Below are 22,565 nucleotides of genomic sequence, written 5' to 3'. Positions count from 1 at the left end.
ATGGATAAAAATCAACGGAAAATGGAAATATCGTCACACATTACTTGATTCTATTTCAAATTGCATCGTAGCCGATGCAATTTACGATACTGAAGATGAAACAACTGTTGAAAAGTATTCGATTTAAATGATTATAATGAATTCAAAAATGAAGTACAATCTTTAATTTATCGTAAATATGATTTTCATCCAGTGATTAAAAGACAAACGAATTGAAAAAACAAGTAACAAAATTGAAAATGCCTTCCAAAAAACAATGCCAAAATCCAGAAAACGAACATTCAAGACCAAACGAGGCGTTTTAAAACGAATCTATCGCAGAGATCTAATTTGGAACGACAATCGCAAAAAGGATTTTGAAAATCAACAAAGTTTTTGAAAGAGTCTAGAAAAAACATAGCAAAAATAAGAATAAAAGAAATTATATATAAAATTATTATATACTGTAAAGTAGAAGAGATGAAAATTTGACAGGATTGATTTTTTATGAGAAATATTGTTGTTGTTCAATGCAAATCCACAGGAATTAATTATATTCAAGACATTATTGACAGGAATTGTAATCCTGTTATTTTGGAAATGAATGCATTTAGTGATACTGAGGAAGCGGAGATGCATTTAAAAGAAGTCAGAAGTGGATACGATTTGATAAATGCTGATTATGATTTGATTTATGAAAAAGGCACATATGAAGAAACTCTCGAAATGGTTAAAAAACTTGACCCATTAGTTGTTGTTCCGGGAACTGAAGATGGAGCCATATTGGCAACAAAATTGGCAAATGACTTGAATCTATTGTGCAATCCCATTGAAAACTTGGATGCCATGACCTTAAAAAATGAAATGCACAAGAGGCTGGCCGAAAATAACCTTCGCTCAATAAGGGGCCGCATCGTAACTAGTGTTGAAGAGGCCATTGAATATTATGACAGCCAACATCTTGATGAAGTTGTAATAAAGCCACAATACAGCTTCTGTTCAGTGGGTGTGAGAATATGCTCAAATAAGGAGGAAATGATAAAATCCCTAAATGAACTATTCAATTCAACAAATGCCTATGGAACTGAATTGGATGAGCTTCTAATTCAGGAACGCATTAGAGGTGAGGAGTATGTTGTAAATCTCATGTCCTGCAATGGTGTTCATCGAGTAACAACCATCTGGAAGTATCACAAAATCAAGACCCATGAAGGTGGCCATGTCTATGACTATGACGAAACGATAAATGAATTGGGAATTGGAGAAGCGGAACTTGTCGAATATGCTTATGATGTTGCCGATGCTTTGGGCATCAAATACGGTCCGGTTCATGGAGAATACATGATTGATGAAAAGGGACCCATATTGATAGAAGTGAATTGCCGTCCTCATGGTGGTAATCTTGATGCAAAATTCCTTGATAAGATTTCCGGACAGCATGAAACCGACAGTTCACTTGATTCATATTTAAATCCAGATAAATTCCATCAGGACCGCCAAAAGCCCTATGAATTATATGCACATGGTGTTTTAAAGTCAATAATCGTGCCAAAAGACATTACTGCCAAGTCATCCCCATTGCAGAATATTGGAAAAAACTTGAAAAGTCATCACAGGACTTTGATAGGCCAAATTGAGGATTCACAATTTTTCCTAAAGACACAAGATATAGAAACAAGTCCGGGCGACATATATCTGGTTCATGAAGATAAAAATCAGGTAATGAAAGATTTGGAATTCCTCAGAAGCCTTGAACAGCGTGCTTTTCAGCTGGTGTTAAGTGAAGAGACACATGAAAATGCCAATATTGATGATTTAAGTTATTTGAATGATATCAAATCCATTGTGAATAATCTGAAACCCTATGGTACCATATTACTGGTTACTGACACCTTTTTTGATGATTTGTCCATAGTTCAGACGGATGCAGAAGGTTTGGATAAAATCGACGGTGAATTCGATTGCGTTTTAATAAATTTAAACAAAAGCATAGCGAAATGAAAGCGATGAAAAAATCGCAGCCTTGCTTTTAAAAACATTAAAAACCGTTAAGGTTGGCGGAGGAATATATATTCCAAAAACTACTTATGACCATATTCCAAATGGAAGGCTGGGCGCTGAAGCGCTTGTCAAATTCCTGAACTTTAAAATCGAATTGCCAGTACATAAATTGCCGAGAATGTTAATTGCTTCTAAAAGATAGTGTTCATTATGAATTATACAAGAAATTATAATTTACTGAACTCCAAATTCAAGGAATTGCTCTTTCCGACATTGCTGACTTCAATTGCTGGAAACTTTGCCATGCTCATTGACGCATTTTTCATAAGCCTTTTTATGGGATCCACATTTTTATCTGTTGTTCAGACTATGGAGCCCTTTGTTTGCTTTATAAATACCGTATATTGGCTAATAGGTTTTGGAGGAAGCATACTATGTAACCTTGCAAAAGCGGAATTCGATAAAAAGAAAAGTAATGAACTCTTTTCGGTATCTATAATTGGAATCTTGCTGATTTCAATTATCATAACAATATTGTCATTTATATTTCAGGATATGATTATCCAGTTTCTGTGTCATTCTCCAAATATGAAACAGTATTTCGCACAATATTTTAACCTGTATCTTGTAGGTATTGTATTTGAATGCTATAAGATTGTTCTGGCTTATTTCATCAGAAACGATGATTTTGTCCAGCTTCAGTTTCAAACATTCATGTTGTCCAATATTGTAAATATAACTTTTGATATTGTTTTCATGAAAATTTTAAACTATGGAATAGGAGGCGCTGCACTTGCTACATCATTAGGCAGTATTGTAGGGGCAATATACATTTCAGTTTACTTTTTTAAATCCAGCAGGACATTAAAGATTATTAATGTTAAATCTTCAAAGATTTTTGGCTATTTGGTCGATATCTGCAGGACAGGTTTTTCATCTGCTTCAATTACCTTGTACATTATGCTTAAATTTCTGGTTTTAAATGCAATAATTGCAGGGATTTTAGGGGAAATTGGACTTGTTGCATTGAATATGTGTTATAATGCAACATTTTTAGTTGAAATATTCATTTTAGGTACGACACAATCAATTTTACCGATTACCACTGTATATTATAAGGAAAAAGATTATAGTGGTGTTGATTATGTCATTAAAAAGTCAGTTAAACTAGTTATGGGATTTGGAATCTTTTTCAATGCACTGTTGTGCATATTCCCTCAGATAGTGCTTTTCATATTCAATATGCACAATCCTGAGCATGTTCCGATTGCAATGAATGCAATTAGAATAGTTTCATTCAGCTTTTTGAGTTTTGCAATTAATTATCTGTATATTTTCTACGCCCAGTCAATTGAAAACGACAGACTGGCCAATATGATATCACTTCTTCAGGGCTTGGTTTTCCCGGTCGTTTTGGCAACTGTCTTATCCCATTTCTGGGGAAGCAACGGATTTTGGTTTGCACTGGTGTTAAGTGAATTAGCAACAGTCGCTGTAACTTTCATCTATTCCAGATGGATTGTCCGTAAATCTAACGGTGAATATACTGGATTTTTCCTAAACAGGAAAAATGCTGAAGGAGAAGTGTTCGAGTTTACAATCGAGGGAAATATTGAAGATGCAGTTAACATTTCAAAAGAGGTCCAGGAATTCTTTTCAGGCAATGAACTGTCAGCTCTGATTGGTATGGCCGTTGAAGATATGGTAATCTATATCCTTGAAAGCAATGATAAAGTGGATTTGATTGATTCCGTTATCAGAAATGATGAGGATTCGATTTTGATTTCAATCAAATATTCCGGAAAGGCAATAGGTCTTTTGGCAGAGGACAATCCCGAATCAAACATTTCCATATTGAAAAAATTGTCAGACAACATCGATTACTCAGAGATATTGGGACTGAACAATGTTGTAATAACAATCAAAAAGTAATTTGGAACGTAAATGTTTCAGTTTTCTGATGGTTGCTACATAATTGTTTTAAATTGAAAGCAATCCTGAAAAAAATAATTTAATAAAAATGATTCATTCCCAATACAGTGGCGAATCTGTATTATGCAACTTCTGACTCCTTTTGACTAGCTTCATTGGATTGGCATAACATATTATTTATCCAATAGCTCAATTAAATTCCATCACCCAATAAGAAATCTAAAATATTCATATGCTTTATTCCATCTCTTGACATGTCAAACTCATCTGTTGATATCACATATTTTGGGTAATTGTCCTTAACCCGAAGCAACGGTCTGAATTCCATTTCAATTGTGTCCTCATGAGACAGTTCCCTTGTTACCTGAACATAGATTCTTTCACCCATTTTTTTGCAGACAAAATCGATCTCATAATCCCCAACACAACCAATGGTTATTTCATACCCTCTTCTTAAGAGTTCAAAATATACCATATTCTCAATAATTCCGCTGTTATTTGCCTAAATTAATAACAGATAAGTTCATGTTTTTTTAAAAATAAAAATTATAAACTTATATAACTATTAATTTTATAATATGAAATTATAGCATTATAAGTAACTAAATTTTTAAAAATTAAGATTGTTACATTATAAGTTAACAAATAAAGTAATTTTGTTTGTGAATCAATGAAACTAGGTCCTGAAATTTCTTTTACAACATCACCAATAATCAACAATGAATCAGAACCATGCAAGTTAAATATTCACAATTTTTTAAGATTCCTTTCAATTAAAATTTTCAAAAAATAAGTTTTGAATAACTACATGTTTATCATTAATGCCTTTTTTTTTACAATAATAAGTTAAAAAAATGAAAGATAACATTTATAGGAATAGCAAATGTTATTTTAAAAATTTATTGAAGTTACAAAGAGCATCTTCCACTAGATAATGCGGCTATTACTCCACCATCAATATTAACAATGTCCATTTTTGGAATTAATCAATGTAGCGTATTTTTGATTTGTCAATATCTTCAGGAGTGTATAGTCTTGGGGTTTTGTTGCTGTGGCCCAATGCAAGAATTCCAACAATCCTGTAATGTGAGTCGAGATTAAGAATATCCCTGACGACATCTTCACAATCCTGGTCGCCTTTTGTTTTTAAGTGTACCTGAACCCAGCAGCTTCCGATATCAAGTTCTGTGGCCATCAGATGCATGTGTGTCAGTGCGATTGATGAATCTTCAACCCATGTGTCTGCAAGGTTTCCGTCTGCAATAACAACTATTGCATTATTTGCTCCTGCTATTAATTTGACACCCATGTCCTTTGATTCGGACAACTCCTTCAAGGTTTCCACACATTTATACACAGAAAACATCACAATAGCAACTGGAAGTGGAGTTTAACTCCACTTACCTTACTTTAACGGAAACTTTTTTGGAAATACTATCATAATAGCTACTTCCCGCAAACTTAACAGCAGCACTATAATTCTTTTTAGCAGTTAATTTGACTTTAAAAGAAATTATCCCTTTTGAATTTGTCTTTGCAGAATATGTTTTCTTGTTTATAGTCAGTTTAACTGTCTTTTTGGAAAGTGCTTTTTTAAACTGGTTTTTCAGGACAAATTTTATTACTTTATTTTTGGTTTTAAGCTTCATTGATTTGGTCTTTTGTGTTAATACTGGTTTCTGCTTTTTGACTGTGATTTTAACCTTTTTACTAATAGCTTTATATTCCTTATCTCCCGTAAAGACAACTGTTGCTGTATAAGTCTTAGGGGTCTTCAGACTTATTTTTAGACTCACAATACCATTGGAATTTGTTTTTCTTGTATATGTTATGTCGTTGAGTTTAATTTTTATTGTTTTTAAAGCCACAGCATTATTGACTGAATCCTTAAGTGCGACTTTTAATGTTTTTCCATCATATAAACTGTAGGTTATGAGATTGGATGCAACTATTTTGGTTTTAACAGGATATCTGAAAGTATTGTTTGCAATTGTCACTTCTGAGTTTAACTTATAGTCAGGCAGATAATCGCTTAAAGGAGTGCCATCGTTTGATGTGAAGTTTACATAGCCTCCATTTTCAATGATATTTACCCATCTTCCAGCATAAGTATAGTTTCCATTCCAGTAAATCAGCTGACTGGATGTAAACTCATCAAAAGAGTCAATATTCAATCCCCAGTAGTTATCCATTGCATAATCAGGATTTCCCCAGTAGGGAGTGGTTGAATGGAATATTGAATAGGAAACTGTTCCGTTGTCACCTCCCCAGTATATGGATGATCCGTATTTTTTTGCATGATATCCGTTGAAGACAGACCTCATCACTGTTCCGTTCGAAGCCATCCATACCACTGCTCCTCCAAACTGACTGGCCTTTGAAGTATCAGAAATGGAGTTGAAAACGGAATTTTTCAATATTCCGTTGATACCTACCCATGCAACTTCTCCTCCTGCATGATACCCCACATTCTCTTTGAAAATGCAGTTATCAACATAGTTGTTGGCTCCATCAAGTTCAAATGCTCCTCCACTGTATTCTGCTGTATTCTGGCTGAATCGGCAGTTAATAATAGATACATTTTCACCCTGAGAGTATAATGCACCACCATATCTTGCAGTTGATTTTGAGAAATTACAGCCGATGATTTTAAGATTATCACCTTCAGCATTGATTGCACCGCCATAGTTGATTCCTGACGGATTATTTACAACACCATTGATGATATTTAGATTTTTCAATGTGACGCCATCTGCACGGATATTGAATATCTGTGAACTTGATTTTGCATCAAGCACGGCACTGTCTTTTCCCTCAATGATAACCGGTTTTTCGATTGTTATTGTACTGCCTGAACCTATATATGTTCCTTCAAGATAGATTATACTGGATTCTGTTGAATTGTCGATTGCTGTTTGAATTGCATCAAATGTTTTATCCTGCACTACTGTTTTGTTATCCTCAGCAGAGACAGCAGCAAAACCTAAAAATAAAATTAGAATTATTGATACTGTTAAAAATAGTTTTTTCATATTACACCTCATTTAAACGATGTGTAATAATCTATTTATCGAATGATATAAATATTTGCAAAAAAAGAAAAATGGAATTAAATCCCGTTTACAAAGGATTTAATCCAGTCAAACAAGCCGTCAAGTGAAAATCCGCCAGTGGAATTTCCACCCATAAAGTCACTTACCTGATTTTTGTAGTAGTTTACGTCACCCTGGACGTTCTGTACCTGTTCGATAGTGTTAGCCAGGTTTTCTATATCAACGCTGGTAATGTTGATGTTGTTGTTTTGAACGTAGTTGTTGATGATATTTACGATAGTATTGTGATCAGTTACGTTTTTGCCTGAAACTTCCTGTTTAACATCATCCACCAGTTTTGATAGAGAATCTGCATCTACACCGGAGTTGTTTACAATTTGTGCTTCAGTCTGAATTTCATCTGTTGCAGCCTGTTTAACATTTTCCGGAATTTCAACATCTGTTGCTTCTTCGTATGAATTCATTATACCTGCAAGAGCGGATTCACCTGTTGCAGATACCGGACTTGTTACGTATACATGTCCTGCAGTTATTCCAGCTGATTTTAAAGCTGAAATGTACATATCACCGGTAATTGTGGTGATTTTTGATTTGTCAACACTTACCTGGAGTTTTGAATTGTCATTTAAATCCACAAGTGCTGAAGACAGTATCTGATTTGAACTGTAAGTTTTTCCGGTTATTCCACCAGATATCTGATTTACCTGATCGGCTGTGATTATTTTTGATTCAGCATTGTTGATGTCAATTCCTGCCTGTGAAGAGAAAAATGAATCAACTATTGATTTGTAATTTGAATTTCCATGTGTTGTCTCGCCGTATGTTATTACGAGATTTGAATCTGCTGAAAATCCTGCCGGGATTAACATTCCCACGAGGATTAGAGCTAATAGTGCGAATGTAATTTTGCGCATTATTATCACCTCAATTATATTATAGGAATTTTTGATTCCTAACATAAGTTAGTCAAAGTAGTATTTAAACTTATAGTTTTTCTGAAATATTTTTAGTATTTTTTAATATGAAAGAATAATATAAAACATTAATGCTGATTTTAGAAGTATTTCTAAAAAATATTCAGATAAATATTTGCTATATACACACATTTTAACAAATGAAAAGAATATTTTGAATTTAAAGCAATATTATCAAATAAAAGCAATAATGAACTCCCAATACATCAATTAAAGATTTAAATAGAAAGAAAAATATAATTAAAAACTTAAACGGAACTTTTAAAGACCAGAAGGCGATATTATGCATTTATGCATTATTGCCACGGAAAAGATTCAAAAAGTATGTTTTGATGAAAATCCCACTTGGCAAAAACATAAATCAAAAGAAGGATCAATTATGACCACCAAATGGAAAATTTGGTTAATGATATGTTTATACCTGATTAACTTAGCATAATCATCATAATGGTATTGACAAAACTATTATGATACCATATTAATCTCCTTTGATTGTAGGAAAAGTCCAAATTACAATCAAAATTGTTAAATAGCTTCACATTAACTACGACCATAGCATTTTAAAAAAATGACAGATAATTTTAAATTCTTTTATAATATTTCTATTTTGTTCCAAGAAGAGGGTCTGGCCTACCATTAAATCCAATAATGTCACCAGTTCTTTTAGCAGTATTTTTAGCCTTAACTGCCAGTTCGTCCGCTTCATTGTTCAATACATTGTTGGAGTGTCCTTTGACTTTAACAAAAAGGATTTCACAACCCATATCTTCGATTTTTTTCATCATATTCCAGGTTGTCTTTACAATCCGAAGGTTTTCAATTGTCTTTCCGTCGGATTTTCTCCAGCCACGTTTAACCCAGTTTTTAGCCCATTGAGTGTATATTCCGATAGAGTATCCGCTGTCTGTGTATATTTCAATTTTATCACCCGGTGAGGACTTATCTAAAAAATCCCTCATTGCGGCATATATTGCATAGAGTTCCATTTCGTTGTTGGTTGTCAGTCTGCACCCTCCAGATTGATTTGAGTCCTTCTCACCATTTATCATAAGTATGAATGCCCAGCCACCTTCCTTTCGAATATATTTGCCGTTTTCCTTAACCATTGTTGCGGCACCGTCGGTAAAATAAGAATAAATATTCATAATAATAATTATTGTCAGCTGAATTAAAAAGATTTCCATCACTTATTTTTACACCAAAAATTAAAATAATAGTGAGGTAGTTAATATGAAAAGCATTATATCACAGGAACTTGACATGAAATTTCCGCCAATAGTATTACTCAAAAGCGACGAAATACCTGAAAAAGCCACAGGTCCGAAAGAGGGAAAAGGAGGATGTGTAATGAGTTTTGTTGCACAGACTATTGCAAAAAGAAAAACAACCTATTTCGGCCGTGAACATATTGCCTGCGGAGGAATAGCTGTAGGTTTCGGATGGGGGTCAGGACTTCCAAACGAAGATGCAGTTGATTTTCAGGCAACATTTTTAAGCCTGGGAGTTGACTCAGCACCGGATAGAGAAGCATATGAAAAAAGACTTGAACATATGCCGAAGCATGCCCGTGAAATGTTCAGGCACGGTGAGAGAATTTACAGTGATTTTGAAACTGCAAAAGCAGGTATAAAATCAAGACCTGTTTATGATGAAGGCCAGTACGTTATTTTTAAAGGCATTGAGAATTTAAAAGAAGGTGAAATTCCAGAATCAGTAATATTTACTGTCAACCCGATTGAACTGACAGCAATGATTCAGATCAATTCATCATTCAGGGACAACTCAGCATGTATCATGACACCACAGGCATCATCATGCCAGTCTATTGGATGCTTTACATTCAGGGAAGGTGAAAGTGACGACCCAAACATGGTTTTGGGACCGATTGATTTTGCAGGAAGAAGCAAAATAAAACACTTCATACCAAATGACTATATGAATGTATCCATGCCGTGGGAGCTATTTTTAAAGCTTGAAAAGCTAGCTGAAAACAGTGTTTTACAGACCGATTTGTGGAAGAAATTTATATAATCTTCCACTATTATTAACAACGCCATCCCAATAGTTTTTATATCCTTAAATTAAAAAAGTGATTATTCAACAAATCCAGATGAGCTTATGAAAAAATTATTAAAACCTATCAAAAATAAAATTCCGCAGATTTTTCTTATTTTCCTGTTTCTGCTTGTGCAGGCATACTGCGACTTGACACTGCCACAGTACACTGCAGGCATTGTGGATATAGGAATTCAGAATGCTGATTTTCAATACATCATAGATATAGGTACAGTAATGCTTATAATGGTGGCAATATCAGCATTTGCAACTGTCGGAGTGTCCTATTTTTCAAGCAGAGTCTCATCAGGATATGCCAAGGATTTAAGGAAAATCGTATACAAAAAGGTATTAAGATTTTCAAACCACGAACTTAACAGCATTTCACGCTCATCACTGATTACCCGCTCAACAAATGACATAAACCAGCTTCAGAACGTTTTGGGAATGATTTTTACAACAATGCTTTTTGCACCTATATTGGGTGTCGGAAGTATAATCAAGGCATTTGAGCTTGGAACCGACCTTTCATGGATTATCCTTGTTACTTTCTTTGCAGTAGTTCTCCTTTTAGTCATAGTTATTGTAAGAGTGCTTCCATACTTTAAAATAACTCAGGAAATCATCGATAAAATCAACAGAACCTCAAGAGAAATTCTCATCGGAATACCGGTTATAAAAGCTTTTGTAAGACAGGATTTTGAAGAGGCAAAATTCCAGAAGGTCAACAGGGAGTTTTACGACGTCAATATCTATGTATTCAAAAACATGCTTGTAATGCTTCCTCTGATGATGCTGATAATGAATTTCATGATTGTTTTAATTCTTTACTATGGGGCATTCGGCGCACTTGACGGCTCACTTCTTACAGGCCAGATTATAGCCTTTATCCAGTATTCAACACAAATCGTAACATCATTTTTGATGATTGGAGGATTTATGATTATGCTTCCAAGAATACTTGTTTCCGGAAGGCGTGTAAGCGAAGTCTTAAATACTGAAATTACAATAACCGACGGTGAAATTACACAAATCAGTGATAATCCTACAATTGAATTTAAAAACGTCTGCTACAAGTATCCGGGAAGTGAAAAGGAAACCCTTAAAGACATTAATTTCTCACTGAAACCTGGCAAAACCACTGCAATTATCGGAGGTACAGGAAGCGGAAAATCCACAATCCTCAATCTGATTCCAAGGCTTCAGGATCCAAGTTCAGGTGAAATCCTGATTGACAACAGAAACATTAAAAATTTCAACCTGAAGACATTAAGGTCCAAAATCAGTTTCACACCTCAAAAGGCAATTCTTTTCCAGGGAGATATCAAATCAAATATGCAGATTGGAAAAAGCGATGCGACAGATGAGGAAATCGAAAATGCACTTGATTTAGCTCAGGTCGATTTTGTAGATAATCTCGAAGAGAAGGTAACACAGGGAGGTTCCAATTTTTCAGGAGGCCAGAAACAGCGCCTTTCCATTGCACGGGCGATTATCGGCCGTCATGACTTTTATCTTTTTGACGACTGTTTTTCAGCACTTGACATGAATACCGAACGCAAGGTTAAAAACAATCTCAAAGACCTTAATGATTCATCCATACTGATTGTATCTCAAAGGATTTCAACAATCATGGATGCAGATGAGATTTTAGTGATTGACAACGGAGAGATTGTTGACAGAGGAACACATGACGGGCTTTTGGAAAGCTGCGATATATACAGGGACATTGTAAAAACCCAAATTGACAGTATGGAGGCGACATTATGAGTCCGAGACCTATAAGAAGAAAGCCTCCGGAAAAGCCTGTTGACAACAGAAAGGCCATTAAAAATATATTGGGTCTTCTTAAAGACCATAAACTGAAATTGGCGATAACTGTAATATGTGCGGTGCTTTCAACGCTTTTCAGCATTATTGCGCCTCTGATGATTGGATATGCAACAACAATAATATTTGACGGAATCAACAATATCCTTCACAATACAGGTTCAATTGACTTTGAAAGTCTTATAAACACACTGACAATCGTTGTAGTACTGTATATCACCAGTGCAGTATTTTCATACCTTCAAAGCTATTTGCTGATAGAAATATCAACAAAAATCAGCTACGATTTAAGGGAAAGGCTGATGGAAAAGATTACTCATCTTCCCATGGACAGCTTTGATGAGAATAAAAGAGGAGATATCCTATCAAGAATTACAAACGATGTTGATTCCCTTCAAAACGGAATAACACAGACGTTCCTTCAGATGCTGACTGCAATAATAACCATTGTCGGAGTATTCCTGATGATGCTTACCATAAATATCTGGATGACCCTTGCAACAATTGTTTTAATTCCAATAGCATTTCTGGTTATCAGATTCATTACAAAACACTCACAAAGCTATTTTTTAAAACAGCTTGTGTTTAAAGGGTCTCTGAATGCGCAGATTGAGGAGACATTCAGCGGACATGACATTATCCGTGCCTTCAACCAGGAGGATGAATCTATAGAAAAATTCAACCAGGACAATGACATGTGGTTTGACCAGGAATGGAAATCACAGTTCTTTTCAAGCCTTAACGGACCTCTGATGAACTTCATATCCAACTTCGCATATGTTGCAATAGCCGTTTTAGGCGCAGTATTCGTACTTCAAAAAGCAATAGCTGTCGGAGATATTCTGGCATTCTTCCAGTATGTCCAGAACTTCACAAGACCAATTCAGCAGATTACACGTGTAATGAACCTTATTCAGACTGCAATGGCTGCATCCGAGAGAATTTTCGAATTTCTGGACTTTGAAGATGAGGAAAATCCATCCACCAAACAGATTACAGAAATCAGGGATGAGATAACCTTTGAAAACGTAAGCTTCGGATACACTCCTAACGAAAAAATCATTAAGAATTTGTCCTTTACCGTTAAAAAAGGCCAAAAAATAGCTATCATCGGTGAAACAGGAGCGGGCAAAACTACAATCGTCAAGCTGCTTATGAGATTTTATGATATTGACTCAGGCGAGATTAGAATTGACGGTGTAAACATTGAGGAATACGACAAGCATTCTCTAAGATCACTTATCGGCATGGTGCTTCAGGACTCATGGCTCTTTTCAGATACGATTGCAAACAATATCCGCTACGGAAATCTTGATGCGACAGATGAAGAAGTTATTGATGCATCAAAGCAGGTTTACAGCGACAATTTTATTAAACAGCTCCCTGAAGGTTATGAAAGCGTTTTAAATGAGGATTCGGACAACATTTCACACGGCCAGAAACAGCTTCTAACAATTGCCCGAACAATTCTTTCGAAAAAAGAGGTTCTTATTCTGGATGAAGCAACATCAAGTGTTGATACTAGAACCGAAAAGCTTATTCAAAGGGCAATGGATAAATTAATGGAAAATAGGACAAGCTTTATAATAGCTCACAGACTGTCAACAATCAAAAACGCCGATAAAATCATAGTCATTGAAAACGGAGAGATTATCGAGTCCGGAACCCATGAAGAGCTATTGGCTCAAAAGGGATATTACTATCATACATTAAACACCCAAAACAAGGAACCTCTCTAAACTATTCCCTTAATTTCAGCATTTCCTTTAAATCTTCATTTGACATTTCAGTTATGAACTTTTCATTACATTCTATGGTGATTTCAGCCAGTTCACGTTTATCCAAAAGGATTTGGTTGATGCGTTCTTCAAGCGTTCCAGTTGTTATGAATCGATATACCATTACATTATCCTTTTGACCAATCCTGTAAGCCCTGTCGGTTGCCTGGTTTTCAACAGCAGGATTCCACCATAAATCATAATGGATAACATTTGTAGCAGCAGTTAAATTAAGACCAATGCCTCCAGCCTTTAAAGACAGTATGAAAATATTTGCTTCGCCGTTCTGGAATCTGTCAATCATTTCATCCCTTTTGCGATGTGGAACACTTCCATGAAGGAAAAGAACTTCCCGGCCAAATTTTTCCTCCGCAAGTCTTTTAATAATTTTACCCATCTCAACATACTGTGAAAAAATCAGTACCGATTCATCCGAATCAATTATGTTTTCTAAAATATTCATGAGAACCTGCATCTTTCCGGATTCCTCAATTTCAAATTCATCCAGTTTCAGATAGTGTGAAGGGTGATTGCAGATTTGTTTAAGTGAATTGATTAATTTTAAAACAAGCCCTTTTCTTTGAATGCCAACACTATCTTCAACATCACGAATCAGTGCGTTGAGAGTTTCATCATATAATGAAGCCTGCTTTAACGTCAAATTGCAGTAGACATCATTAATGACCTTTTCAGGCAAATCTTTAATAATAGCTTTATCACTTTTATGCCTTCTTAAAATGAAGGGAGAAGTAATCTTTTTGAAGTCCTCTAAAACTTCCATGTCCCGATCATTTTCAATAGGTTTCATGAACCTGTTTTTGAATTCCTTTAAGGAAAGCAGATAACCTTTATTAATAAAATCAAATATTGACCAGTATTCGGAAAGATAATTTTCAATAATTTTAAAGTCTTTTAAAGAATCCTGCAGCAATTTAACCTTAGTGTCAAATAACTCCTCAGGAATGTTATCGTTTAAAAGTTCAGAGAATAAGAAATAATTTTTAAAAATATAATCAGTGATAAACTCTCTGTCTGAATTGGAAATTTGTCTAAAGGCAATTTCAACATCAAAAATATCTCCGGGAGCCCCTCAACCTTTGCTTAAACAGAATTTCCCTCGATTTCAAAATCCAGAATACTGCCATCTTTGGAATATATTTCACCATGGACAAGACGGTTTTTGGAATCCAGATTTTTAATTTTTTTTAACCATAAAACAGATAAATCACTGCCACTATACATCAAATACTATTTTGAAATTTAAAGTATAAACTTTTTTAGAATTGGATTATTGTTAAAAATTATATATGAATGAAACTATAATCTAATTCAAGGTGAAACTTTGCAGAGAAATACAAAAATAATAATTATTGTTGCAATTTTGATAGTTCTTGCAGGATTAATTCTATTTGAATCCAATCCGATAACTACACCGACTCAAGGCAGCGTATTGGGAAACACCACAAACGGAACTGTTGAAAAGTTCATTTACGGTGATGCAAGCGCCGATAAGACTATAGCTTTAATTACAGGAATCCACCCAAGAGAACCGCTGTCAATTGATCCGGAAATTAAAGCAGCAAAAGAGTATGTTCAAAATCACAAGGACGTTAAAATTATCCATTATCAGACAAACGTGACAAAAAATCCACAGGACTATAACGAAGGAAGAGCAAACGGTGAAAGCCTTGTTCATGATTTTGTAAATCCTGATGTGACCAAATCCGATGCTGACTGTGTAATCATAAGCCATTCACATATGCCGACTTACGGTGAAGGATTTTATCTGGCTACCCCTGAAATGGATAACGCTTCAGTTGATATTGCCAAAAAGGTTAATGAAAGCAGTGATTTCAACTATTATCCTGTAACAGGTAATGAGGAGTACAAATCCACTTCTGCTGTTCTGGTATCAAAACCAATAGCTCAGGGAGGATATCCTACTTTCGTTTATGAAATCCCTGAAGACATTACAGAGCAGGATTCAACTGATAAAGCTAAAGAATTATTTGATTTGATGGTAAAATTCGCTTGCAATTAAATACCATCATCTATTTTTTTATATACTTTCAAAGCCTCCTCATGTGTCAGACCCACTTTTCTTGAATTATTCTCAAGAGTAAAATCCAGTTCATTATCAATGAGAATTTTAAGGAATTTTTTATATGCCATCAGGGAGTCAGTGCCAATAACATCAATCTGTTTATCCAAATCATCAATATTACAGTCAACCAAATCCAAAAGCTTCTCAAAGACCTGATGATTTAAATAGACCTCCTCCAGATTAGTTATATTCTCATCCATTGAAAATAGTATCTGAATGGATCCGCTGGAAACTTCTTCAAGTTTTAAGTCATGACTTTCGAAAGCATAGTTTCTGGAATCTTTCAGAAAATTTGACAGGAGAGTAGTTAAATCCTGAAAGTTACCAAAAAGACCCATAATGATTGGAAGAGAAATGTTATGATTTTTCACCTCATCACCAGAAATGTGGAGATTAATGCTTTCTTCCATCATCGCGAGAAAATCATTTTTATCATTGAGAATGATATTATAAATCTCTTTTAATGTTCGGTAATTTCCTTTTGTTAATACCCTATCAGGATATAGCTCAATGCGTTTTTCCATATCATTTAACATGTCTTCAATATCTTTTAATTCTTCATCATATTCCTTAATAGTATTGAAAAACATTTAACTCACCATTTTTAATTTTAAAAACCCTTTTACATTACCTGTTCTACTATCCGAAGGAAATAATATAAATAATATCCTTGATTTAATTTTTATATACTCATCATAATCCTTCTTCCAGGATTGAGGAACCTTAAACACTCTAAAAGAATGACAAAAATTATTTGTTCTAAAAGGAGCATCATAAATAATATTATCTATTTCATCAAGAATTCCTAATTTTTTGGCCTTAACACCATCAAATTCTGTAAATGTATCAATATCATCGGGATTTTCCTTTAAAGTAACAAAACTCCCATCAATCCAATGATTCAAACAGCAATTTGTATCTTTTATTTCATTAAGGTGATACTTATACTTTTCAAAGATATCATGCCTTCTTTTTGATTTTCCGGCCACAAACTCATGTTCAATCTCATCCAGGGACAAATCATATATTCCCTGCAAAAGACATCCCACATCATCATATTTTAAATTCATGAAAACCACCTAAAATTCATATATATTCAAATTGAATAAAATAATATAAAAATTTTTTCCCAAACTTGACCTAAACTTATCCAAAAGATATTCCAAGCATAATTAACTAAATAAGAGCAATTTTACGAACTTAGAACAATTTTACAAAATCACAACAATTATAATAAGTTATGACAACAAATACTAGAATAGTGATATAATGGATTTAAAAGATTTTTTAGATTATGTTAATAGCGGAAAAGAAGTTGAAAGTCCATCTGAAATTCAGGAAATGTTTGATGAACTGCTTCTTGAAGCCACAAGAATTAAAAGTAAGTTAAACTGTGAATATCACACAGAAGATGAAATCAGAGAAATATTTTCAGAACTTACTTCACAGCCTGTAAACGAGTCATTAAGGCTTATTCCGCCTTTCCACACAGACTGCGGAAAAAACATCCATCTTGGAGAGAATGTTTTTATAAACTCAAACTGTACAATGCAGGATCAGGGAGGAGTTTATATTGGAGACAATGTATTGATAGGACATAATGCATGCATTTTAACATTGAACCATCAGGAAGATCCTGAAAAAAGAGCAAATTTACTACCTGCACCTGTTAAAATCGGAACCGGAGCATGGTTAGGTTCCAACGTGACAGTTTTGCCGGGAGTTACAATCGGTGACGGTGCCATTATTGCTGCAGGTGCAGTCGTTACAAAAGATGTCGAGGCCAACACAATTGTTGCAGGCATCCCTGCAAAAGTTGTAAGAAAAGTCAATGAAAATAAGTGCTCGAATAAATGAAATTAGGATTAATTAAATTAAAATTAATTTATAATTTCATTAAAATTATAATAGCTACAGTTAAAATAATAAAAGTAGTTAACTAATTTTTAGAAATAAAAAATGTAAATGTATATGAAAAAATAAAAATACATAATTTTTGATAAAAATCCATATGATTACATAGCATCATCATTCACAGCAAATAAAATATCGCCATTTTTCAGGATATATTCACATTACCACTATCAGATATTTTATCAGGTTCTTTAAACTGATTATTAATTATTATTTAAATCGCAACACCGGCAACGACTAGAATAAACAATAAAACAACTGCAATTAATAAATATCAATTACCCATAACTAATTTTATATATCAAACATAACATAAATTTATTTAATTTAAGGGTGTTTTTTTATGTTAAATATTAATCAATGTTATTTAGATTTTGTAGATAAAATCCTAAAACAGGGAAAAGAAACTTATAAAGACTCAAACCACCACCTAATTGAAAGCTTAGGAAATTTTTATATAATTGATGATCCGTTTGATTTGAAATTCAGAGCCAAATATCAACATTACACTCCTGAAATGCTTTTAAAAGACATTAAAGCAGGAAAATTCGATATGGAAGGCTGTCCTATAAAAAGTGATGCATTATACGAATATGTAAAATCAGCTGAAAATCCTGATGACCAGGGATTTGTATACACATACCCTAACCGTATATATGCTCATTTTGATGTTGACCAGTTCAATACAATGAAACAAAGAATACTGACCGCTACAGGATCAAACAGAGCAGTTGCAGTAACAATCGACCCGCAATTGGATGCTGACAGAGAAGATATTCCATGTTTACAGTTCCTTCAATGTATTGTGCGTGACAATGAACTGACAATACACTGCATATTCAGAAGTAACGATATATTCGGCGCATTTTACTCAAACATGTTTTTCATAGCATATTTAGGACTTAAAATGAAAGAAGAAGTCAACAAGGAAATTGTTGGTGAAAAATTAAACTTCGGCGGAGTTCACTACCACTCAACCTCCGGCCACATATATAATACTGACTTAAAAGCAGCCCGTAATTTAATTAAAGCGAATAAATAAGGTTATTTTTAACCTTATTTTTTAACTGTTATCTTTTTACTTATTTTTGCAGAACCGTAAGTCGCAGTCAATGTGAACTTGCCTGTTTTTGAATTTACTTTAATTTTGAATGTTGCAATTCCTTTTGAATTGGTTTTGGCTTTATAGGTTTTACCTTTGAATTTCACTTTAACATACTTGTTTTTTAAGATTTTGCCTTTATTTGAAAGCAGTTTTACAGTATATGAGAAAGTTTTTGACTTTTTAACTGATTTGTCTTTTAAAATCAGTGTAGGTTTTACGACTATTTTGTTGGAAACATTGAAATCTTTATAACTTGCTTCAACTGTATATGTATTTGCCTGCAGAGAAATTTTAAGAGCAGCATAACCATTGGAATCTGTTGTTCGAGTATATGTCTTGCCATTGATTTTGAATGTGACTTTAACACCTTTTGCAACGTTTCCATTATCATCATAAACCCTTACTTTATAGCTTGAGCCTGAACCGAAATACATTGTAAGTGCTTTATTTTCTGTGATTCTTTTAACAACTTTGATTGTCTGGGTTTTGAACTCGCCTGTGTACGGATTTATGACTGTTAGCTCATAAGTGCCAGGTACCAGTAAAACATTGAAGTCAATAACACCATTTGCATCTGTTTTTACAGGATATGATTCATTGTCAATGATAATTGCCGCTTCTTTATTTTTCAATACATTTCCATTTGAATCAAGAAGTACTGGTGAGAAAATGGAATTGTAGGTATATTTTGCTATACTAGGAAGGGTTATAGTGGATTTAACAGTTATAGTTTTTGTCAAATTATTGAAACATTTACCTAAAGTATCATTAAAGCCTATAACAACAGTGTGAGATCCTAAATCCAAATACGGATTAATGGTTGCCATACCTTTTGAGTTGGTTTTGACGCTGTAAGTCTTATTGTTAACTGCAAATATGATTTCCTTATCTGCAACTGCATTTCCGTATCTGTCAGTCAGCTTTGCGGAAAATGAAATAATTGATAAAAAATACACTTCCACATCACTTGCAGTCAGATTTACATAATTTACGTCACATGTGGTGGTTGTGGAATTGGAAACATATCCTTCACCTGCAAAAGAAGCAGTTACAGTGTTGTTGTCAAAATCATTAAATAAGTATGTTAATTTAGCAACTCCATTTTCAATATTAACTTTAATGTCTTTTCCTTCAATATTGAAAGTAACGAAACCTGATTTTACGACAGCTCCATCCTGAGTATAGACTGTTGCTGAAAATTCACAAGGATTATATGTATTTAGAACTTTTAAATCGACGTAAGTATTGAGTTTTTCCAAAACAGTGAATGCCTTAATGCATGCAACCTGAGATGCATAAGTATGATCAGGATATGTCCACGGCAAATCATAAAAATCAGACCATGTTTTACCGTCATAGCTTACAAATGAAATATTTTCAGAATATATTTCATGATTTAGAGATACCGCTTCTGAAATCGGTACACCCGCATCGCCTTTTACAGTTATTTTGAATACAACTTCAAAGATATCTCCGATTTCTAGAGGAATAACCTTGTCCAAATTAATTGTGGAATAGCTTGGAAGTGAATGACCTGACTGTGTTAATTTTAAAGCATTATTCACATAAACGGACAAATCCCAGTCTGTTTCTTTTTCAAAATATGTGGAAACAGCTGCCAAATATTCATTGTCAGTTGCAATGAACTTGTTTTTATACCATACAGTGTCTGTAGTATTGAAAAAGTTATCTGTTCTTCCTGCAATGTCATACTGGTAGTTTTTATCAAATCTTATAGTGTCATTGAAAACGATTGCATATGAAACAACTTTTCCTAACTGTGCCAGTTTGGTATCATAATAAGACACATAATAAAATCCTTTATCTCCACCAGTGGTTCCGTGACTATTTTTAATAATCCATGCACCATCCCCTTCAGGCAGGTTTTTGGAATTGGATGGATTTTTGAAATTGGATGCAGAATAGTTATCATCCCATCCGACAATAGCTACTGCATGGTTTGCACCTGAAGAGCCTGAATAATAATAGCTTTTTCCATTAGGAATAGAATTGCCCCAGTATATACTTGTTGAAACAGCCCCATAATCCATGATTGCTTTTTTAATTGCATCATTATCAGTATAATTTGACCTTGTAAAGAACAAAATGTTTTGAACATGATAAAAACTGTGCAGAACAGGAGACAATAATGAGCTTCCGGAATAAACGTCATCAGTTTCATTTACAGGACCCAGCCAGCTTGTCAGATATCCTACACCCATCTTATCGTATCCGCCCTTATTAGTTGTCATAGCCCAACCATAATCTGAATACATAGACATTATATTTTTCATATTTTCTTCGGATAAGTCATAATTTATTCCGCTTGCTTTCAGGATTGCTGATTCAAGGGCTGCAATTGCTGAAAATGCCCAGCAGTTACCTCCGTTGTCCTGATGTTTAACAGAAGTTACCTGATTGTAATCTCTTAAATCATAACTTGAAGGCAATGTCCCGTTAAATGATGCATTATAACGTACAAGGTTATAATTGCTGTCACCGATTGTTAAGTTAATCATAGAACTTGCATAAACGTCATTTTCAAAAGCTGCAGAGTTATTGATGAATGTGTTATTGAGTTTTTCATCAAAAATTGAATCATAGAAGTACTCGCTTAAGACTGAATATACCGCACCTGCAGTTCCGGATGCATAATTATTTTCAAATAGGTTAGAATAAATATTGAAAATGTCCACTGCATCAACATATAATGCACCGGCATCATGAGCGGAGTTATTTATAAAAACAGAAGAATCAACTGTGAAAGTATCATACATTGCAAAAACAGCACCTCCATAGTATGATGCCTTGTTGTTTTTTGCTGTTGACTTAGTTAGATTCAAATTTGAACTTAATGAAGTTACAGCTCCTCCAAAAAGAGCCATACAATTATTAAATTCCACATTAATGCATGCAAACTGCGGTGAATCAATTATAAATATTGCGCCTCCAGCATCATTTAGGGAAGTATCATTAATGAATTTGGAATTGGATACAGTTGCATTAACTCCATCTGCATAAATAGCCCCACCTGAGTAATGGGCATAATTATTGGAAAATACTGAATCATTGATCTTTAAATAACCGCCTTTCATATTGATTGCAGAGCCAGTGCCTGACAGATAGTTATTATTGTTAAAAGTACAGTTAATAAGATTTATGTAGCAATTGTTGCCTGATGAAGTAATAACACTTTTTGCTGAATCCTTAAAAACTGAATTAATTGCGGTCAGATTGCCACTGGCTGAAATAGGAGCTCGGATAAGAGTTAGATTACAAAGAGTTAATGAACTGGCAGATAGAGTAGTACCCTGTGCATTAATAACGGTGCTTTCTCTACTCTCACCAATGATAGTTACATTATTCGCATAACCATTCCATTTTAGAGAATACCCTCCATTTGCCAAGTGAATAATCGAATTATCTTCGATTCTTGACAGAGTCAGCTCTTTATAAGGGTTCAATTTTGTCCCATCACCTGTATCATTGTCAATATTAGCATCAAAGTAATAATCATTGGCTAAAATGTCAACATCACCTCCAGTTAAAGCAATATCAGTCTGATTATCTTCAGCAAAGCTTGCTGGAATAATAAATAAAAAAGATATCAATACTAACAATATCGCAATAAATTTCAGTTTAGACAAAATATTTACCTCCATTTTAATGATTTGTACAATTTAAAATTGTAAAATGTTATAATGTATTAATATTATAGTCTTAATACTATAAATACTCAATGGAAATAAGTTTTAAAAAATAGTTAGATTGAAAATAATTTGTATATAAAAAAATTAAAAAAAGTAGGAGTTTTAAAAACTCCAATTTAAATATTAAATT

19 protein-coding genes are annotated in these 22,565 nt (G+C 33.9%); 9 read left to right on the top strand and 10 right to left on the bottom strand.

Features of this window, described 5'->3' with window-relative positions:
• Window positions 1–486 precede the first annotated feature (486 nt).
• From QZN33_RS08690 to QZN33_RS08680, 3 genes are read left to right on the top strand one after another with little or no spacing between them, the layout of a single operon-like run.
• Window positions 487–1,980, top strand: a complete 1,494-nt coding sequence (locus QZN33_RS08690; protein ID WP_296791123.1) for an ATP-grasp domain-containing protein — start codon at window positions 487–489, stop codon at window positions 1,978–1,980.
• A 22-nt stretch (window positions 1,981–2,002) separates the two neighbouring features.
• On the top strand, window positions 2,003–2,182 hold the full coding sequence (locus QZN33_RS08685; RefSeq protein ID WP_296791120.1) for a hypothetical protein: 180 nt from the start codon (window positions 2,003–2,005) through the stop codon (window positions 2,180–2,182).
• Window positions 2,183–2,190: 8 nt separating this feature from the next.
• Window positions 2,191–3,912 carry an MATE family efflux transporter gene (locus tag QZN33_RS08680; protein ID WP_296791117.1) on the top strand — a complete coding sequence of 574 codons (1,722 nt, stop codon included), beginning with the start codon at window positions 2,191–2,193 and terminating at the stop codon, window positions 3,910–3,912.
• A gap of 193 nt (window positions 3,913–4,105) precedes the next feature.
• Here QZN33_RS08680 and QZN33_RS08675 read toward each other — a convergent pair whose 3' ends face one another.
• The 5 genes from QZN33_RS08675 to QZN33_RS08655 form a co-directional block, all read right to left on the bottom strand.
• A complete protein-coding gene (locus tag QZN33_RS08675; protein WP_296791112.1) occupies window positions 4,106–4,300 on the bottom strand; it encodes a hypothetical protein in 195 nt (64 codons plus the stop codon).
• A gap of 594 nt (window positions 4,301–4,894) precedes the next feature.
• A complete protein-coding gene (locus tag QZN33_RS08670) occupies window positions 4,895–5,269 on the bottom strand; it encodes a nitroreductase family protein (RefSeq protein ID WP_296791109.1) in 375 nt (124 codons plus the stop codon).
• Between the two features lie 43 nt (window positions 5,270–5,312).
• Window positions 5,313–6,944, bottom strand: coding sequence for a hypothetical protein (locus QZN33_RS08665; protein ID WP_296791100.1), 1,632 nt, complete (start codon window positions 6,942–6,944; stop codon window positions 5,313–5,315).
• Window positions 6,945–7,021: 77 nt separating this feature from the next.
• Window positions 7,022–7,879: a DUF1002 domain-containing protein gene (locus tag QZN33_RS08660; protein ID WP_296791098.1), complete on the bottom strand. Its 858-nt coding sequence runs from the start codon at window positions 7,877–7,879 to the stop codon at window positions 7,022–7,024.
• A 662-nt stretch (window positions 7,880–8,541) separates the two neighbouring features.
• Window positions 8,542–9,084, bottom strand: coding sequence for an RNase H family protein (locus QZN33_RS08655; RefSeq protein WP_296791094.1), 543 nt, complete (start codon window positions 9,082–9,084; stop codon window positions 8,542–8,544).
• An 85-nt stretch (window positions 9,085–9,169) separates the two neighbouring features.
• Between QZN33_RS08655 and QZN33_RS08650 the strand changes: the two genes are divergently transcribed.
• From QZN33_RS08650 to QZN33_RS08640, 3 genes are all read left to right on the top strand, one after another.
• Window positions 9,170–9,970, top strand: a complete 801-nt coding sequence (locus tag QZN33_RS08650; RefSeq protein ID WP_296791091.1) for a DUF169 domain-containing protein — start codon at window positions 9,170–9,172, stop codon at window positions 9,968–9,970.
• Window positions 9,971–10,057: 87 nt separating this feature from the next.
• Window positions 10,058–11,764 carry an ABC transporter ATP-binding protein gene (locus tag QZN33_RS08645; protein ID WP_296791088.1) on the top strand — a complete coding sequence of 569 codons (1,707 nt, stop codon included), beginning with the start codon at window positions 10,058–10,060 and terminating at the stop codon, window positions 11,762–11,764.
• Window positions 11,761–13,563: an ABC transporter ATP-binding protein gene (locus QZN33_RS08640; protein ID WP_296791083.1), complete on the top strand. Its 1,803-nt coding sequence runs from the start codon at window positions 11,761–11,763 to the stop codon at window positions 13,561–13,563. The genes QZN33_RS08645 and QZN33_RS08640 overlap by 4 nt, the downstream gene beginning before the upstream one ends.
• A gap of 1 nt (window position 13,564) precedes the next feature.
• Here QZN33_RS08640 and QZN33_RS08635 read toward each other — a convergent pair whose 3' ends face one another.
• Window positions 13,565–14,533 (bottom strand): DEAD/DEAH box helicase, encoded by a 969-nt coding sequence (locus tag QZN33_RS08635; protein WP_296791080.1) that lies wholly within the window; start codon window positions 14,531–14,533, stop codon window positions 13,565–13,567.
• Between the two features lie 170 nt (window positions 14,534–14,703).
• On the bottom strand, window positions 14,704–14,844 hold the full coding sequence (locus QZN33_RS08630) for a hypothetical protein (protein WP_296791077.1): 141 nt from the start codon (window positions 14,842–14,844) through the stop codon (window positions 14,704–14,706).
• A gap of 100 nt (window positions 14,845–14,944) precedes the next feature.
• On the opposite strand from QZN33_RS08630, the gene QZN33_RS08625 reads away from it, so the two are divergent.
• The gene (locus QZN33_RS08625; RefSeq protein ID WP_296791075.1) at window positions 14,945–15,643 is read left to right on the top strand and encodes a hypothetical protein; all 699 of its coding nucleotides are present in this window, start codon (window positions 14,945–14,947) and stop codon (window positions 15,641–15,643) included.
• On the opposite strand, the gene QZN33_RS08620 is transcribed toward QZN33_RS08625, so the two are convergent.
• Together QZN33_RS08620 and QZN33_RS08615 are read right to left on the bottom strand one after the other, a co-directional pair.
• Window positions 15,640–16,296, bottom strand: a complete 657-nt coding sequence (locus QZN33_RS08620) for a hypothetical protein (RefSeq protein ID WP_296791073.1) — start codon at window positions 16,294–16,296, stop codon at window positions 15,640–15,642. The genes QZN33_RS08625 and QZN33_RS08620 overlap by 4 nt on opposite strands.
• Window positions 16,297–16,776 (bottom strand): DUF6932 family protein, encoded by a 480-nt coding sequence (locus QZN33_RS08615; RefSeq protein ID WP_296791070.1) that lies wholly within the window; start codon window positions 16,774–16,776, stop codon window positions 16,297–16,299.
• Window positions 16,777–16,972: 196 nt separating this feature from the next.
• On the opposite strand from QZN33_RS08615, the gene QZN33_RS08610 reads away from it, so the two are divergent.
• Both QZN33_RS08610 and QZN33_RS08605 read left to right on the top strand, forming a co-directional pair.
• On the top strand, window positions 16,973–17,563 hold the full coding sequence (locus tag QZN33_RS08610; protein ID WP_394347054.1) for a sugar O-acetyltransferase: 591 nt from the start codon (window positions 16,973–16,975) through the stop codon (window positions 17,561–17,563).
• Between the two features lie 400 nt (window positions 17,564–17,963).
• The gene (locus tag QZN33_RS08605) at window positions 17,964–18,662 is read left to right on the top strand and encodes a thymidylate synthase (protein ID WP_296791064.1); all 699 of its coding nucleotides are present in this window, start codon (window positions 17,964–17,966) and stop codon (window positions 18,660–18,662) included.
• A 14-nt stretch (window positions 18,663–18,676) separates the two neighbouring features.
• Here QZN33_RS08605 and QZN33_RS08600 read toward each other — a convergent pair whose 3' ends face one another.
• A complete protein-coding gene (locus tag QZN33_RS08600; RefSeq protein WP_296791061.1) occupies window positions 18,677–22,372 on the bottom strand; it encodes a C1 family peptidase in 3,696 nt (1,231 codons plus the stop codon).
• Window positions 22,373–22,565: the final 193 nt, after the last annotated feature.

Origin of the sequence: uncultured Methanobrevibacter sp., assembly GCF_900314615.1 — an archaeon.
In the GTDB taxonomy this organism is placed as follows: domain Archaea; phylum Methanobacteriota; class Methanobacteria; order Methanobacteriales; family Methanobacteriaceae; genus Methanocatella.
This window is presented reverse-complemented; position numbering and strand designations above follow the sequence as displayed.